Source organism: Streptomyces sp. NPDC054849 (assembly GCF_053610945.1).
In genome coordinates this window covers 14340-31097 of the sequence record NZ_JBSGZI010000012.1, presented here as the reverse complement: position 1 = coordinate 31097, position 16758 = coordinate 14340, and the positions used below count along the sequence as shown (strand labels likewise).

The following is a 16758-nucleotide window of genomic DNA, read 5'->3' as shown; positions in this document are numbered from 1 at the left end:
AGGCCACCCGAAATGGCCAGGAAACCACCCCGCTGGTACTTCTCGCTGCGCAGCCCGTACTCATGGTTCGCCTATCGCGACCTGATGGACCGCTACCCCGATGTGGCGGACGCGATCGAGTGGATCCCGTTCTGGGAACCGGACGATCAGACCCAGGCGCTGCTGGAGAAGGACGGCGTTCAGCTGCCGATCGTGGAGATGTCCCGCGCGAAGAACTTCTACATCCTCCAGGACGCCCGACGGCTGGCCGACGCCCGCGGACTCTCCGTCACCTGGCCGGTGGACCGTGACCCGAACTGGGAGATCGCCCACCTCGGCTACCTGGTGGCGGAGGACGCCGGTCTGGGCCGGGAGTACGTGGCGCTGGCGTATCGCGCCCGCTGGCAGCAGAGCCGGGACATCACCGACCGGGCCGTCATCGCCGAGATCGCGGCCGAACTCGGCCTGGACCCCGCCCTGGTCGCCGACGCCTCGGACGATCCGGAGCTGCGGCGCCGGGGGGTTGAGGTGCTGACCCGCTCGTACAAGGACGGCCTGTTCGGCGTCCCCTTCTTCATCCACGGCCACGACAAGTTCTTCGGCGTCGACCGGTTGCGCCCCTACGCCGCGAAGGTCCGGGGCCAGAACCCGGGGCCGGATGCCGAGCTCACCTGGCTGGACGAAGCGGGCCTGATGCCCGAGCCGATACCGGCCGGCGGCGATGCTGGCCACGCGGGCGGCTGCGGCTGACGCCGCGACCGCCGCCGAGACGAACAACTGAAGGGATTGCCATGACTGCCGAAGCCACCCTCGATCTCGAAGAGCTGCGCGAGATGATCGCCGATGTACTGGAGGTCGACGGAGAGTCGATCACACCGGAGATCGACTTCGTCCGCGACCTTGGCGTCGATTCCCTCCTGGCCCTGGAACTGGCCGTCACCCTGGAGCGGCACTACCGGGTCAAGATCGAATCGCGTGAGATCGGGGACGTCCGGACCATGTCCGACATCTCCGCGCTGCTGCTCCGGAAGCTGCGGAAGTCGGCGGCGTGAGCCAGGACCGCCCGGCCGAGCAGTACCTGCTCGTCGAAACCCAGTCCGGCGGCACCGCGGAGCGCTTCCTGGCCGACGCCGCCGCGCTCGCCGGCGCCGGTGAGCGGGTGTGCCTGTTCCTCGCCGCAGACGGCGTCGCGCTCGGGATCCGCGGGGCCAGCGCCGGGCTGCCGCAGTTCCTCGGAGCCGGTGGGCAGGCCTGGATCGACGAGTTCACCCTCGCCCACCGGGCGCTGGACGCCGCATCGCTGACCCCCGGGGTGCGCACCACCGGGATGGGCGACCTGGCGGACTGGCTGCTGGAGCCCGGCACCCGGGTGGTGTGGCACTGACCATGGCCGCGACCGTCGAACGCCGTACCTGGGACGTGCTGATCGTCCTCACCGCACCGCCCCACACGAACGACACCCTGACCACCGTGTTCCGGCTGGCCCAGGCCGTACTGGAACGGGAGCACACCATCAGGGTGTGGGCGTGCGGCTACAACACCATGCTGACCCAGGCCTCGCTGGGCGATACCAAGCCCGCCGACCTGCGCGACCCGGCGACACCGGCGCCGACGGCCGGCGCGCTGATCCGGGGCCTGCTCACCGCGTACAAGGGCCGGTTCAGCTGGATCGTCTGCACGGCGTGCAGCGCGGAGCGCGGTGCCCGGGGCCACATCGCCGAGGTCCGGCTGCGCTCCGACGCCCGGCTGGCGGCGACGATCGCCGCGGCCCACCGGACCATCTACATCGGAGGTGCGTAGGTGGCCTACCTGGTCATCATCGACCGCGGCTACCGCGGCAGCGCGGAGGCGCAGTTCTTCGACGCGCTCTACGGCGTCGAGATGCTCGGCGACCAGCTGGGCGGCATGGATGTGGTGCTGCGCGGGACCAGCGTGACCGCCGCGCTGGCCGGTGCGGCTCCGCCGCCCGAGATCCAGGTGGGGCCGACGGTGCTCACCCTCGCGGATCCGCGGCGATCCATCCGCGCTCTGGTGGACAAGGCGGCGGCGGTCTACGTCGACGAGCCCGGCCTGGCGGCCCTCGGCCTGGACCACGCCCCCCTGCTCCCCGGCGTCACCAGGCTGGACACCGCTCGACTCGCCGCCCGCTGGGGGGACTACGCCGGAGTGTGGTTCCTGTGAGCGGGCGGTGGGGCTATGCCCGGCCGCTCGACGGCGCCGACCGGATCACGGCCCGCGCCGAGGCGGACGAGCTGCTGATCGAGGCGGAGAAGGTGGTGAGGTCCACCGATCCCTACCTTGCCGGGCACTTCCCGGAGGTCACCCTCTACCCGGCGATCTTCCTGCTCGACGGCATCCGGCAGGCGGTCGGCGCCGAGCTCCACCGTTCCCCGTCGCTCGCCGCACACCTCGCCCCGGGCGGCCCGGGGGAGGACTGGCTCGAACTGGGGACGCTCGACTCCGCGCGGGTGCTCAGGCCGATGCTCGAGGGTGATGAACTCCGGCTGCTGATCCGGGTGTCGGCCGGACATCCGGGCGCCCTGCGGGCCGTGCTCGACTGCCGCCGAGCCGACGGCGAGCAGGTCGCGAAGATGACCGTCGAACTCGTACGGGGAGGAACCTCATGAAGTCCGGGTACGCGCAGCTCCTCGCGCTCCTCCCGGTCCGGCACCCGATGGTGCTGGTCGACCGGGTCACCGGCTTCGACCGCGGCCGCACCATCGAGACCGCCAAGGCCGTGACCGGCAGCGAGCCCTGCTATCAGGGCATGGCCGACGAGCTCCCTGCCGAGCGGTACGCCTATCCCCGGTCCATGATCCTGGAATCGTTCGGGCAGTCCGCGGCGCTGCTCTGGCTCGGCAGCCACGGCCCGGACGCCGAAGGGGACGGCCTGCCGATGGTCGGCCGGCTGCGGAACTGCGCGTTCACCGGTTCCGCGTTCCCCGGAGACGTGATCCGGCATCGCGTACGGGTCGAACGGCTGGTGGAGGACACCGCGTTCATGACCGGGGAAAGCCGGGTCGGCGACCAGGTGCTCCTCACCGTCGGATCCCTGATCGCCGTGGCACGTCCGGCCGCCGTGGTGACCGGCGGGGCGGCGGCGTCCGCCGCAGCCCCGCCGGCTTCACGCCACCGCTAGGGTGCGGGCCTCGCCGGCCTTGCACTCCATGGCCCGGGCGAACGCCTGCAGCACCCGGGGCATGGTGAACCCGCGCCCGCCGACCTCCGCCACCAGGTGCTCCGACTCCAGCTGCGCGGTCAGCCGGTCGGCCTCGGCGACGGGTATTCCGGCGAGCGCCGCTCCCGTCTCAAGCGTGAACCCGGCCTGATCGACGTGGCCGATCTTCCGGAAGTAGCGCTTCGCGTCAAGGCCGAGTCTTCGATAGGAGAACTCCAGTTCGGCCCGGATAGAGTTGCCGCTGTCACCGTCGAGTGCCAGGGAGAGCAGCTGACTGCCATCGCGCATGGTGCGGACGAAGCTCTTGAAACCCTGCCCGGGCCGGTCGACGAACTTCACGGCGGCCAACCGCAACACGAGCGGCAGATACCCGCACAGCTCGGCCAGTTCCTCCAGTTCGGCGCGCGCGTCCACCAAGTGCTCCTCGTCGATGACGGCGCTCAGCACCGTGCGCGCCGCCTCCGGGGTGAGCACATCCAGGACCAGCCGCCGCGCGGCCTCTCTGGCCACCAGCCCGGACATCCGGTTGCGGCTGGTGACGATGGTCCGGCAGTGTTCACCGGTCGCCAGCAGCGGGCGCACCTGCTCGGCGTCGGAGGCGTTGTCGAGGACGACGAGCATGCGGCGATCGGCGATCAGCGACCGGTACCGCTCCATCCGCCGCCACGGATCCGCCGGGCAGTCGTCCTCGTGCACACCCAGGCTGCCGAGCAGCAGGGCCAGGGCATGCTCGCTGTCCAGCGGCCCGTGCGCGCCCCTCAGATCGACGTACAGCTGACCATCCGGAAAGTCGTCGATCCAGCGGTGTGCCCACCGGATCGCGAACGCGGACTTCCCGACGCCGACCGAGCCCGTCACGAGGAAGACGCTGCCTCCGGGCCGCCGCTGGAACAGCTGGTCGGCAAGCGTGAGTTCGGCCCCGCGGCCGGCCAGAAGCGGCATGTCGAGCGGGAGGTGCCGGGGCACGCTCCGCACCTTCGGCGCCTCGGTGACCGGATCGTCCTGGGCGGTCTTCCCCTCGGAGCCTTCCCTCGCCCCTGCCGCGTAGAGCGCCCTCCAGCGGGTGAGCCAGCGCTCGGTCCCCTCCGCCACCTTCTCCGGCGGCTGCCCGCCGTACACCAGGCAGGCCGTCACAAAGGACGAGACGAATTCCGATCGCGGCAGCTTGTCACCGCGCAGAATCGTCGAGACCGTACTTCGCGGCAGCGCGTCGACCTCGTCACCATTGGATGCCTTGGCTTTTCCTCCCAACTGCTGCAGACGCCGCATGGAAGGCTGCCCGACGTTCAGTCGAAGTTCTCGCAGTTGCTCCACAAATTCCGATGCGTTGAAAGGTTCCATCTTCGACAATCACCCCCGTAAATTGTCAAATGTTTAACAGTTTGCGTGTCGCCCGCTCAGTGGCTGACCGCGGATCCTGCTCTCGTCCGGTCCGACATGTCCTTGCCGAAGCTTCTCGCCGCCAGCCCGAACAGCACACCGCCGAGAATGAACCAAGGGTTCCACACCGCGAGCGTCCAGAATTTCTGTGCGGCGCTGACCTCACCGACGGCCGAAACGCCGACGATGAGGAGCACCTCGATGAGGAGGCCCCGGACCAGCAGCAGGAGGCAGATCGCCAGCCCGAGCAACCGGAGCATGCGCCACCGGCGCCCGTGCACACCGCGCTGCTGCAGGCCCAGCGCGACCGCGGAGCCGATCAGGCACAGGAAGCCCACGCCCCAGAGCCCTCCGGCCACGAACCAGGCCGGCCGCTCGGACGCGAGTTGCTCACCGGACGAGACGTCCAGTCCCACTTCCCCGCCGAGGGCCCAGAAGAAATGCAGAAGGGCGAAAATTACCGCCCAGCCGGCGGCGAGATACCCATGACAACGTAGCCCACTGAAGCGCAATCTCAGACCCCCGTATTGCGACCGTCCCGAGTTTCCCCGGCGCTGCCGATGCAATCTCATCGGCAGCAGACGGCGCAAGCATACCAGTGCACAAATGTCTGTCACATGTGCGATGTTGGCGGCATGTCAGGGGTGGTCCGGCCCCCTGCGACCCGCCTCACCGGCAGCCGTCAGGAGTTTCGCCTGCAGGACCGGGGCGATTTGCTCCAACGCCTTCGGTTCCGTCATCTGGTTGTGTTCGCAGTCGACCTCGATCTCCGTGATCCGGCCTGTGATCAGGGGCTGCCAGATCATTGCGAAGTCCGGCTCATCCGGATGCGTGCGCTTTGCGGTGAAGAACAGCAGGTCGGTGTCGACCGCACGGCTGAACGGCTCTCTCAGCATCGCCGTCTGCCGGCCGAGGATCTCCGGCAGTGCGGCCAGACTGCGCTCGCCCAGACCGGCCAGCGGGTGGTCGATCTCACGCAGGAACGCGTGCACCCGGCCGAAGTCGAGTTCCTCTCCCGTCATTTGCGGCAGGTCAAGGCCGACATAGCGCAGGGCCTGGAACATCACGTCGGTGTCCGGATCGGTGTAGTCCGCCCCGGGGAGCGTGGTGTCGAGCATGGCCAGCAGATGTACCTGCTCGCCCTGGTCGCGCAGCAGCCCGGCGATGGCGTGGGACACTGCGCCGCCGGACGACCAGCCCATGAGCTGGTACGGCCCGTGCGGCTGCACCTCGCGGATCTGCTCGAGGTAGTCGGCGGCCATCTCGTCGATCGACGCGGCGTACCCGCCCCGCCCGTCCAGGCCGCGGGCCTGGATCGTATAGATCGGCTGCTCCTTCTCGAGGTGCTGCAGCAGGCCTGCGTACACCCAGCCGAGCCCGGTCGCCGGATGCACGCAGAACAGCGGAGGGCGGTTGCCCTCGGCGCGCAGCGGCATCAGGACGTGGAGCGAATCCGCGCCGGAGTGTTCTTCCGGGCCGGTCGTGTCGAGGCGGTCGGCCAGCGCCGCCACGGTCGGCGCTTCGAACAAGGTCCGCACAGCGAGCTCGACGCCGAGCCGGTCCCGCGCCTTCGCCACGAGCCGGGTGGCGAGCAGGGAGTGCCCGCCCAGCTCGAAGAAGCTGTCGTCGATCCCGACCGTCGGCACCCCGATCACCTCGGCGAACAGGTCGCACAGCGCCTGTTCCCGGGCATCGCGCGGCCCGCGTCCGTCAGTGGACTGCGCGGTCCCCGGCGCCGGCAGCATCCGCCGGTCCAGCTTTCCGCTGGCCGTCAGCGGCAGCCGCTCCAGCGGCACGACCGCCGACGGGACCAGATGGCCCGGCAGCTCACGGCGCGCGAAGTCGATCAGCTCGGCCGGCTCCGCCACGTGACCGTCGGCGGCCACGGCATACGCGACCAGCGTGGTGTCCCCCTGCTGGTCCCGCCGGGGAATCACCGCGACCTGGGCGACGCTGTCGTGCCGGGCGAGTACGGCCTCGGTCTCGCCGGGCTCCGCCCGCTGGCCACGGATCTTGACCTGGTCGTCGACCCGGCCGACGAACTCCAGCTGACCGTCGGAGCGCCAGCGCACCAGGTCGCCGGTGCGGTACATGCGTTCCCCGGCACTGCCGAACGGGCAGGCGACGAAGCGCTCAGCGGTCATCCCGGGCCGCCCGAAGTAGCCCCGGGCGAGACCGGCCCCGGCGAGGTACAGCTCACCGGTAACGCCAGGGGGCACCGGGTTCATGCCGTGATCCAGTACATAGGTGCGGTAGTTGGTGAGCGCCCGGCCGATCGGTGCCACACCGGCGGCGTTGCCGTCGTCGTACCACTCGGTGGCGTAGACGCAGGCCTCCGTCGGGCCGTACAGGTTCGCGATCCGCACGCCCGGGGCCGCGGCCCGCAGATCGTGCACCAGCCGGGGCGTGACCGCCTCGCCCACCAGGATGACGGTGCCGATCCGCAGTCGGCCGCCGGTGGCAAGCGCGGCCGACATCGCGGACGGCGCCGTGCAGACCAGGCTCGCCTCGGGGCGCTCCTCGTCGGCGAGAGCGAGCACGTCGCGCACCACCTCGATGCTGCCACCGTGCAGAAGCGGCAGGATCATGTCCGACACCGAGACGTCGAAGGTCGCCGAGGTGGAGGCCAGCGCGGCGGCGAACACGTCCGCGGAGAAGGCCTCTCCCGCCCACGCCGACAGATTCGCCACGGCGCGGTGCGCGACCACCACGCCCTTGGGCCGCCCGGTCGATCCCGAGGTGTAGATCACGTAGGCCGCGTCGTCGGGATGCAGCGGCGCCGACCGGTCAGGGTCGGTGAGATCGCCGTCGTCGAATCCGCAGAGCGCAGCCTCGGTCGCCGGGTCGTCGAGCACGATACGGGGCAGGCCGTCGGGCAGTACGGCCGCGCCGGCGCGGTCCGTCACCGCCAGCACCGGGCGGGCGTCCTCGACGAGGTAGCGCACTCGCTCGGCCGGATGACCGGGGTCGATCGGCACGTACGCGGCACCGGAATTCAGCACCGCCCACATCGCGACCGGCAGCCGCTCGTCCCTCGGCAGGGCCAGCGCGACCCGCTGCTCCGGGCCGCAGCCATGGGCGGCCAGCAGCCGCGCCAGCCGGTTCGCGGACGACCGCAGCGCGTCGTAACTCAGCCGCGTGTCCCCCGCACGCACCGCGGTGGCGGCGCCGTCGCGGGCGGCGGCCGCGGCGAACAGCTCGGGCAGGGTGGCCGACGGGACCGGTGCGGTGCCGCCGTTCCACTCCTCGAGGATCCGCTGCCGCTCGGCCGCGTCGAGCAGCTCGACCTGGCTGATCCGCTGCCCCGGGTCGCTCGTGATCGCCTCCAGCATCAGCAGCAGGCGCTCGGCGATCGCCTCCACTGTCTCCCTGTCGAACAGGTCGCTGCTGTAGACCAGCGCGCCGCGGGCGCCGCCCTCCCGGCCGTCCTCGTGGTACTTGGCCGTCAGGTTGACCGACAGGTCGAACATGGTGGCGTCGGTGCCGACCTCGATCGCCTCCGCGGCGAGCTCGGGCAGCCGCAGCTCGGTGTCCCTGGTGTTCTGGAAGGCGAACATCACCTGGAACAGCGGGTGCCGGGCCGGGGACCGGTCCGGGTTGACTGCCTCGACCAGATACTCGAACGGGAGGTCCTGGTGGGCGTACGCGTTGACGTTCGCCTCCCGCACCCGGTCGATGACCTCGCGGAACGTCGGGTCGCCGCTGGTGTCGGCGCGCAGCACCAGCGTGTTGACGAAGAACCCGACGAGGTCGTCGAGGGCTTCGTCGGTGCGCCCCGCGATGGGCGAGCCGACCGGGATGTCGGTGCCTGCCCCGAGACGGGTCAGCAGGGCGGAGAGCGCCGTCTGGACCACCATGAACGCCGTCGCGTTGCAGTCGACGGCCAGCTTGTTGATCCGGGCGTGCAGCTCCGGACCGTAGCCGAAGGCGACGCTGCCACCGGCGTAGGTCGGGGTCTTCGGCCGCTGCCGGTCCGTCGGCAGGGGCAGCTCGTCCGGAATGCCGGCCAGTGCCCGCCGCCAGTACGCGACCTGCTCGCTGACGACACTGTCCGCGTCGTCCGTGCGGCCCAGCAGATCACGCTGCCACAGCGCGTAGTCCACGTACTGCACGGGCAGTTCGGTCCACTGCGGCGCCCGGCCGGCGCAGCGCTGCTCGTACGCACCGCTCAGATCGCGGGCGAGCGGGACCAGCGACCAGCCGTCGCCGGCCACGTGATGGAGGACCAGCACGAGCATGTGCTCGGTCGGGGACACCGTGAGCACCCTGACCCGCAGCGGCAGGTCCGTGCGGAGGTCGAAGTCCCGCTCCGCGATCCCGGCGATCGCCGCGGCCAGCCCGTCCCGGTCGACCTCGCTCACCGCGAAGTCCGGCCGTGCCTGGTCCGGGGTGAGGATCTGCTGGTGGGGAACGCCGTCGGTTTCGGGGAAGACCGTGCGCAGCGTCTCGTGCCGGACGGTGACGTCGGCGACGGCGGCGGCCAGCGCCCGGTGGTCCAGCGGGCCCGTCAGCCGCGCCGCCATCGGCAGGTTGTAGGCGGCGTTCGAGCCTTCCAGGCGGTTGAGGAACCACAGCCGCTGCTGGGCGTGGGACAGCGGCACCCGCTCCGGGCGCGGCCCCCGCACGATCGCCGGCCGCCGGCTGTCACCGGACCGGTCGAGGATCTCCACGAGTCCGGCCACCGTCTGCGTCGTGAACAGGTCGCGGATCGCCAGATCGACACCGAACGTGACTCGTACCAGGGAGATCAGCCGGGTCGCCATCAGGGAGTGGCCACCGAGGTCGAAGAATCCGTCGTCGATGCCCACGCTGGGCAGGCCGAGGATGTCCGCGAAGATGCGGCAGAGCGTCTCCTCACGCTTGTCGCGCGGCCCGCGCCCGGCCTTCCGGCCTTCGTGGTCGGGCGCCGGCAGCGCCCGCCGGTCCAGCTTCCCGTTCGGGGTCAGCGGCAGCTCGTCCAGTACGACGAAGGCCGCCGGGATCAAGTGCTCCGGCAGCAGGCCGCCGAGGAACTCGCGCAGCGCCATCGGCAGGGGCCGGTCCGCGCCCGCCGGGACGACGTAGGCGAAGAGCCGGGTGTCGCCGGACGCGTCCGCGCGCGGGACGACGACGGTGTGCCCGACGCCGTCGTGCCGGGCCAGGGCCGCCTCGATCTCGGCGGGCTCGACCCGGAAACCGCGCACCTTGACCTGGTCGTCGGCGCGGCCGAGGAACTCCAGCTGCCCGTCGGCCCGCCAGGCCGCCACGTCGCCGGTGCGGTACATCCGCTCCCCGGCCCGGCCGAAGGGGCAGGCCACGAACCGCTCGGCGGTCAGGCCGGGGCGGTGCAGATAGCCGCGGGCCAGCTGGGCACCGGCGATGTACAGCTCGCCGGCGACCCCGGGCGGGACCGGGCAAAGCGTGGAGTCGAGCACGTACAGGGCGGTGTTCCACACCGGGCTGCCGATCGGCACCGAGACCGCACCCGGCTCGTTCCGGCACTCCCAGGCGGTCACGTCCACCGCCGCCTCCGTCGGCCCGTACAGGTTGTGCAGGCCGGCCCCGATCGTCGCGCGAGCCCGCTCGGCCAGCTCGGCCGGCAGCGCCTCACCACTGCTGATCAGCCGGCGAAGGTCCGGCAGCCGTGCCGCGGCGGGCTCCGCGGCGAACACGGCCAGCATCGACGGCACGAAGTGCGCGGTGGTGACCCGCTGTTCGCGCATCAGGCCGGCCAGGTACACCGGGTCCTGGTGCCCGCCCGGCTTGGCCACCACCAGCGTGGCGCCGCTCAGCAGCGGCCAGAAGAACTCCCACACCGACACGTCGAATCCGGCGGGGGTCTTCTGCAGCACCCGGTCGGTCGCGTCGAGCCCGTACCGGTCCTGCATCCACATCAGCCGGTTGACGATGCTCGCGTGGGACACCACCACACCCTTGGGCGCTCCGGTGGACCCGGACGTGTAGATCACGTACGCGGGATGCTCCGGGAGGCAGGCGCCCGTGCCGGCCGCGAGCGCGTCGCCCGCCGGCTCCGCTCCGAGGAGCGGGTGGTCCTCGGTGAGGGTGAGCACCGGGCGGGCGTCGTCGAGCAGGTACTGGATGCGCTCGGCGGGATAACCGGGGTCGACCGGCAGGTAGGCGGCGCCGGTCTTCAGGACCGCCAGCAGCGTGACGACAAGGGTCTCGGAGCGCGGCAGCACCACCGCGACGCAGGTCTCCGGTCCGGCGCCGTGCTCCGCGAGCAGCCGGGCGAACCGGCCCGCCCGCAGGTCCAGCTCGGCGTAGGTGAGCTCGGTGTCCTCGAAGACCACCGCCGTGCGGTCGGGGGTACGGGCCGCCTGCGCGGCGAACAGCTCCGGCAGGGTCGTGTGCGGCACCTCGTGCGCGGTGTCGTTCCAGCCCCGGACGACCTGCTCGTGCTCGGCTTCCTCGAGCAGGCCGGCCGCGCCGATCCGCTGCGCGGGGTCGGCGGCCAGCGCGGCGAACATCCGCGCCAGACGGTCCGTCAGCCGCTCGACGTCAGCCGCGTCGAACAGGTCCGTCGAGTACTCGACCATGCCCTCCAGACCGCCCGGGGCTCCGTCCTCGGCGACGGTCTCACGGAGGTGGACGGCGAGGTCGAACTTGTTCTGCACGATCCGCTCGACCGGCTCGGCGTGGGCGGCAAGGCCGGGGAACGCCGGCTCCGGCGGGGCGCCGTGCAGTGACAGCAAGACCTGGAACAGCGGCATCCGTCCCGCCGAGCGGTCCGGGTTGAGGAGCTCGACCAGCCGCTCGATCGGCACGTCCTGGTTCGCGTAGGCGCTGAGATTCGTCTCGCCGATCCGGTCGAGCAGCTCGTGCCAGGTGGGGTTGCCGCTCGTGTCGGTGCGCAGCACCAGCGTGTTGAGGAAGTCGCCGATGAGGTCGTCGAGCGCGGTGTCGGTACGGCCGGCGACCGGCGTGCCGACCGGGATGTCGGTGCCGCAGCCGAGCCGGGTGAGCAGGGCGGCGAGCCCAGCCTGGCTGACCATGAAGAGGCTCGTGCCGGAGGCGGCGGCCAGGTCGGCCATACGGCGGTGGGTCCGCTCGTCGATGCGGAACGACAGGGTGGCCCCGTGGTACTCGCCGCTCGTGCCGCGCGGCCGGCTGCCGGGCAGCCGCAGGTCCTCGGGCAGATCGGCCAGTGTCCTGCGCCAGTACGCGATCTGTTCGCTCACCAGGCTGTCCGGATCGTCCTCGCGCCCGAGGAGCTCCCGCTGCCACAGCGCGTAGTCCGCGTACTGCACGGGCAGCGGCGCCCACCGCGGCCGGCGGCCGTCGAGGCGGGCGGCGTAGGCGTCGGTGAGGTCCCGGGTCAGCGGCCCCATCGACCAGCCGTCCCCGGCGATGTGGTGCAGAACCAGCGCCAGCACATGGTCGTGCGGCGACAGCGCGAACAGGTGGGCGCGCAGGGGGAGTTCCCCGGCCAGGTCGAAGACGTGGCCGCAGGCGCCGGCGAGCTGTGCGGCCAGGTCCGCGTCGGTGGCCTCGGTGACCTTCAGCTCGACGCGGGCCTGCTCCGGGGACACGATGTCCTGGTACGGGGTGCCGTCGACGTCCGGGTACCGGGTGCGCAGCGACTCGTGACGGTCGGACACGTCCTGGATGGCCGCGGCCAGTGCCGCGCGGTCGAGGTCGCCGGTGAGCCGCACCGCGATCGGCATGTTGTAGGTGGCGCTCCCGCCCTCCAGCCGGCTGAGGAACCACAGCCGCTGCTGCGCGTGCGACAGGGGCGTGCGCTCGGGGCGGCGCTGCCGCACCACCGGCCGCCGCCGGGTCCCTTCGGCCTTCTCCAGCACCCCGCTGAGCCCGGCCACCGTCGGCGTCACGAACAGGTCCCGGATGGCCAGGTCGACGCCCAGGGCGTCCCGTACGCGGGAGACCAGCCGGGTCGCCAGCAGCGAGTGGCCGCCCAGGTCGAAGAACCCGTCGTCGATGCCGACCCGGGGCAGTCCGAGGACCTCGGCGAAGATCCGGCACAGCACGGCCTCGCGGTCGTTGCGCGGCCCCCGGCCGGAGGTCTTGCCGAGGACCGCAGGCGCCGGCAGCGCCCGCCGGTCCACCTTGCCGTTCGTGGTCAGCGGCATCCGGTCCAGCACGACGAACGCGGTCGGCACCAGGTAGTCGGGCACCACGCGCCGCAGGTGCTCACGCACCGACTCGACCAGCGCGTCCGAGGCCAGCACGGCGGCCGGGGCGTTGGTGTACGCACCGCCCCCGGCGGCCGGGCGCGCACCGGGGCGGTAGCCGGCCACCGGCGCCGTCCCCGGTGCGCTGAACGCCACTTCCAGTGTGCCGCCGTCGCGGTCGGCGCCGGCCCAGGTGACGGTGGTCCGGTAACCGGCTTCTTCTCCCAGGGCGGCGAACTCCCCCGGCTCCGGCAGCACGGACACGTCCGCCGCCAGGGCGGCCTGCGCGGCCGGCAGGTCGCCTGCTTCGAGCGCCCGCACGGCGGCGAGCTCGCCGGCGATCCGGCGGTTGGGGATGCCGGTGACCCTCAGGCCGTCCGGCCGGGCCGCCAGCGCCGCGCGCAGCGCGTCCGTATCGGCGGCGTCCCGCCCCCAGACGAGCTCCCCGACGGCGGCCGGCTCCGGCTGCGGCGCAGTGCGCAGCACCACGTCGTAGCGGTGACCGGTGAGCTCGTTGCAGTCCGTGCCGGACTTGACCGCGAGGTCCGCGGCCGCGGCCAGGCCGGCGAAATAGTCGGGGTCGACGAGCAGTTCCGTCTCGCGCGACACCGCCAGGTCGACCGTCTTGCGCACCGCGGCGGCGTCGCGGACCGCGGCGTCGGTGGCGAGCAGTTCGACGGACGTGCGCAGGGCGCGGTGCAGCCGGAGGTTGCGGACGTCGCCGACGAACACGTTGCCGCCCGGGACGACCAGGTCGAGCGCCTGGGTGAGCACGTCGGTCAGGTAGTCGGCGCTGGGGAAGTACTGGATGACGGAGTTCACGATGACGGTGTCGAAGAACCCCGTGGGCAGGCCGTCGAAGATGTGCGCCGGCTGTGCACGCAGCTCGACCCGGCCGTCCAGCTCGGGCCGGCCTTCGAGCTGGGCGCGGACCCGGTCGATGACGACCTCGGAGATGTCGGTGCCCCAGTAGGACTCGCAGTCCGGCGCCAGCGGCGCGAGGAGCAGGCCGCTGCCCACCCCGATCTCCAGCACCCGGCGGGGCCCGAGCTCCCGTACCCGGGCCACGGTGGCGTCCCGCCACCGCTGCATGTCCTCGATCGGGATCGGCTGCCCGGTGTAACTGCTGTTCCAGCCGGAGAAGTCCTCGCCGAGACCGCCCGACAGGCCCTCGTGGTGGGCGTCGTAGGTGGCCTGCCAGTTGCCGAGCTGCTGCCGCTCCGCTGCCTCCTCCCGGTCGGCGTCGTCCCCGGCCGGGACGAGGTACGCGGCCAGCTGCCGGTCTCCGGGACGGTCCTCCCGCGCCAGCACGGCGGCCTGCTGTACCCCGGGATGCCGGGCCAGTACGGCCTCGACCTCACCCGGCTCGATCCGGAAGCCGCGGATCTTCACCTGCGCATCGGCCCGGCCGATGTAGTCGACGTGTCCGTCGGCCCGCAGCCGGGCGAGGTCCCCGGTGCGGTACATCCGCTCCCCGGGACCGCCGAACGGGCAGGCCACGAACCGCTCCGCGGTCAGACCCGGGCGGCGCAGATAGCCGGCGGCCAGGCTCGCGCCCGCGACGTACAGATCTCCGACGACACCCGGCGGCACCGGGCGCAGGGCCCCGTCGAGCACATAGACCCGGGTGTTGTCCACCGGCCTGCCGATCGGGGGGCCGTCCGGGCCGGACAGCTGCTCGCTCATGGTCGCGATGACGGTCGTCTCGGTCGGGCCGTAGGCGTTGAACATCCGGTTGCCCGGCGCCCAGCGCTCCACCAGCGCGCCGGGGCACGCCTCGCCCGCCACCGACACGGTCAGGCCGGCCGGCAGCACGCCCGAGGGCATCGCCGCGAGTACGGACGGCGGCATGGTGAAGTGCGTGAGGCGCTGGTCCCGGATGAACTCGGCCAGCTCCTGGCCGGGCATGAGCTGTTCGGCCGAGCGCAGGAACAGCGTGCCGCCGTTCAGCAGCGCCATGCAGCAGTCCCAGAACGCGACGTCGAAGCTCGGCGAGGAGAACTGCAGCACCCGGCTGTCCGGCCCCGCGCCCAGGCGTTCGCGCTGGCTGCGGGCCATGCTGGCCACGCCGCCGTCCGTGACCACCACGCCCTTCGGCTTCCCGGTGGATCCCGAGGTGTAGATCACGTAGAGCGGGCTGCTGAGCGTGCGGTTCGACGGCAGGTCGTCCGCGCCGTACCGCTCCAGCTCGGTGACGGTGTGCTCGTCGTCGAGCACGAGGACCGGGCTGCCGGCCGGCAGCCGCCCGGTCAGCGCCCCGGTCGTCACCGTCAGCACCGGGCGGGAGTCCTCGAGCATGTACGCGATGCGCTCGGCCGGGTACCCGCTGTCGACCGGGAGGTAGGCGGCCCCGGCCTTGGCCACGGCGAGCATCGCCGTCACGAGCTCCACCGACCGGGGCAGCGCCAGCGCCACCAGTTGCCCCGGGCCCGCACCGCGCTCGCCGAGCAGACGGGCCAGCCGGTTGGCGGCGGCGTCGAGCTCGCCGTAAGTCAGCGTGGCCGTCTCGGACACCAGCGCGGTGGCGTCCGGGGCCGCTGCGGCGCGGGACCGGAACAGCTCGGCGAACCCGGCCGCGGGGACTTCCTGTTCGGTCCGGTTCCACGTCTCCAGCACCTGCTGCCGCTCGCCGGGCAGCAGCACGTCCAGGGCGTCGGCCCGCTGGTCGGGGTCAGCGGCCATCGCCTCGAAGACGCGGATCAGGCGGGCGCCGAGCCGCTCCACGCTCTCCCGGTCGAACAGGTCGGTGGCGTACTCGATCGTGCCGCCAAGGCCCATGGGACGGCCCTCGCCGTCGACCTGCTCGCCCATGCTGAACGCCAGGTCGAACTTGGAGGTGTCGGTGTAGAGCTGCTCGCCCTCCACGACCAGCCCCGGCAGCCGCAGCTGCGGCAGCGTGTTGTTCTGGAACGCCAGCATCACCTGGAACAGCGGGTGCCTGCCCAGGGTCCGGTCCGGGCGGAGGATGTCGACCAGCCGCTCGAAGGGCAGCTCCTGGTTCGCGTACGCCCCCAGCGCCGTCTCCCGGGACCTGGCGATGAGCTCGCGGAACGAGGGGTCGCCGGCGGTGTCGAGGCGCATCACCACGGTGTTGACGAAGAAGCCGACCAGTTCGTCCAGGCCTTCGTCGGTGCGGCCGGCGATCGGCGAGCCGAGGGGGATGTCCGTGCCGGCGCCCAGCTTGCTCAGCAGTGCGGCCAGCCCGGCCTGCACCACCATGTAGAGGCTGGCGTCCGACCGCGCGGCCAGTTCGGACAGCCGCCGGTGCAGCTCGGCACTCACCTGGAACGGGACGTTGCCGCCCTGGTTGCCGGGAGCGGCGGGGCGCTGCCGGTCCACCGGCAGCCGCAGCTCGTCCGGCAGTCCGGCCAGCGCCTTGCGCCAGTACTCGACCTGTTCACTGATCAGGGATTCCGGGTCGTCCTCGCCGCCGAGCAGCTCCTGCTGCCACAGGGTGTAGTCCGCGTACTGGATCGGCAGCTCCGGCCAGCCGGGCTCCCGCCCGGCGCGGCGGGCCTCGTACGCCGCGGTGAGGTCACGGGCGAGGGGGGCCATCGACCAGCCGTCCGCGGCGATGTGATGGATCACCAGTGCCAGCACGTGCTCGCGCTCGGACAGGGCGAACAGCCGCGCCCGGATCGGTATCTCCGCCTCCAGATCGAAGGCTTCAGCGGCCAGCGCGGCGAGTTCGCCGTCCAGCTCCTCCGGTGCGACCTCGGTGACGGCCGCCTCCAGCCGGGCCGCGCCCGGAGCGAGGATCTTCTGGCCGGGAACGTCGTCCCGGCTGACGAAGACGGTACGCAGCGGCTCGTGCCGGTCGATGAGGTCCTGCAGCGCAGCGACGAGTGCGGCCCGGTCGAGCTCACCCGTCAACCGGAGTACGGCCGGCATGTTGTAGGTGGCATTGGGCCCTTCCAACCGGTTGAGGAACCACAGTCGCTGCTGTGCGTGCGAGAGCGGGATCATCGGTTCTCCTCGGGCTGCGCAGGCGCTAGATCTCCATTGGAGGCTCTGCTGTGCCGGGCAGCCGTGCAAGCTCCGAGACGGCACTGGACGAAACGGGACACCGAATCCTTGCGGAGCAGGCCCCGG

General features: G+C 72.0%; 10 protein-coding genes. 7 read left to right on the top strand and 3 right to left on the bottom strand.

Features of this window, described 5'->3' with window-relative positions; genetic code table 11:
* The first annotated feature begins 12 nt into the window (after window positions 1-12).
* Genes ACWGIF_RS08195 through ACWGIF_RS08165 form a run of 7 tightly spaced genes read left to right on the top strand, consistent with a single transcriptional unit; the run spans window position 13 to window position 3118 of the window.
* Entirely contained in the window at window positions 13-729 is a 717-nt protein-coding gene (locus ACWGIF_RS08195) for a DsbA family protein (protein ID WP_453492834.1), read from the top strand.
* Window positions 730-770: 41 nt separating this feature from the next.
* Window positions 771-1031, top strand: a complete 261-nt coding sequence (locus ACWGIF_RS08190; RefSeq protein ID WP_453492831.1) for an acyl carrier protein — start codon at window positions 771-773, stop codon at window positions 1029-1031.
* Window positions 1028-1363: a hypothetical protein gene (locus ACWGIF_RS08185; RefSeq protein ID WP_453492828.1), complete on the top strand. Its 336-nt coding sequence runs from the start codon at window positions 1028-1030 to the stop codon at window positions 1361-1363. The genes ACWGIF_RS08190 and ACWGIF_RS08185 overlap by 4 nt, the downstream gene beginning before the upstream one ends.
* Window positions 1354-1779 carry a DsrE family protein gene (locus ACWGIF_RS08180; protein WP_453492825.1) on the top strand — a complete coding sequence of 142 codons (426 nt, stop codon included), beginning with the start codon at window positions 1354-1356 and terminating at the stop codon, window positions 1777-1779. Before ACWGIF_RS08185 ends, ACWGIF_RS08180 begins: the two co-directional genes overlap by 10 nt.
* Window positions 1780-2160, top strand: a complete 381-nt coding sequence (locus ACWGIF_RS08175; protein ID WP_453492822.1) for a hypothetical protein — start codon at window positions 1780-1782, stop codon at window positions 2158-2160.
* A complete protein-coding gene (locus ACWGIF_RS08170) occupies window positions 2157-2606 on the top strand; it encodes a hypothetical protein (RefSeq protein WP_453492819.1) in 450 nt (149 codons plus the stop codon). Before ACWGIF_RS08175 ends, ACWGIF_RS08170 begins: the two co-directional genes overlap by 4 nt.
* Window positions 2603-3118 carry a 3-hydroxyacyl-ACP dehydratase FabZ family protein gene (locus ACWGIF_RS08165; RefSeq protein WP_453492816.1) on the top strand — a complete coding sequence of 172 codons (516 nt, stop codon included), beginning with the start codon at window positions 2603-2605 and terminating at the stop codon, window positions 3116-3118. Before ACWGIF_RS08170 ends, ACWGIF_RS08165 begins: the two co-directional genes overlap by 4 nt.
* On the opposite strand, the gene ACWGIF_RS08160 is transcribed toward ACWGIF_RS08165, so the two are convergent.
* The 3 genes from ACWGIF_RS08160 to ACWGIF_RS08150 all read right to left on the bottom strand — a co-directional run bounded on the left by ACWGIF_RS08160 (window position 3104) and on the right by ACWGIF_RS08150 (window position 16632).
* Window positions 3104-4498 carry an NB-ARC domain-containing protein gene (locus ACWGIF_RS08160; RefSeq protein ID WP_453492813.1) on the bottom strand — a complete coding sequence of 465 codons (1395 nt, stop codon included), beginning with the start codon at window positions 4496-4498 and terminating at the stop codon, window positions 3104-3106. The two genes, ACWGIF_RS08165 and ACWGIF_RS08160, sit on opposite strands and share 15 nt — an antisense overlap.
* Window positions 4499-4554: 56 nt before the next feature.
* Window positions 4555-5049 carry a DUF3995 domain-containing protein gene (locus tag ACWGIF_RS08155; protein ID WP_453492810.1) on the bottom strand — a complete coding sequence of 165 codons (495 nt, stop codon included), beginning with the start codon at window positions 5047-5049 and terminating at the stop codon, window positions 4555-4557.
* Window positions 5050-5175: 126 nt separating this feature from the next.
* Window positions 5176-16632 carry an amino acid adenylation domain-containing protein gene (locus tag ACWGIF_RS08150; RefSeq protein WP_453492807.1) on the bottom strand — a complete coding sequence of 3819 codons (11457 nt, stop codon included), beginning with the start codon at window positions 16630-16632 and terminating at the stop codon, window positions 5176-5178.
* Window positions 16633-16758 lie beyond the last annotated feature (126 nt).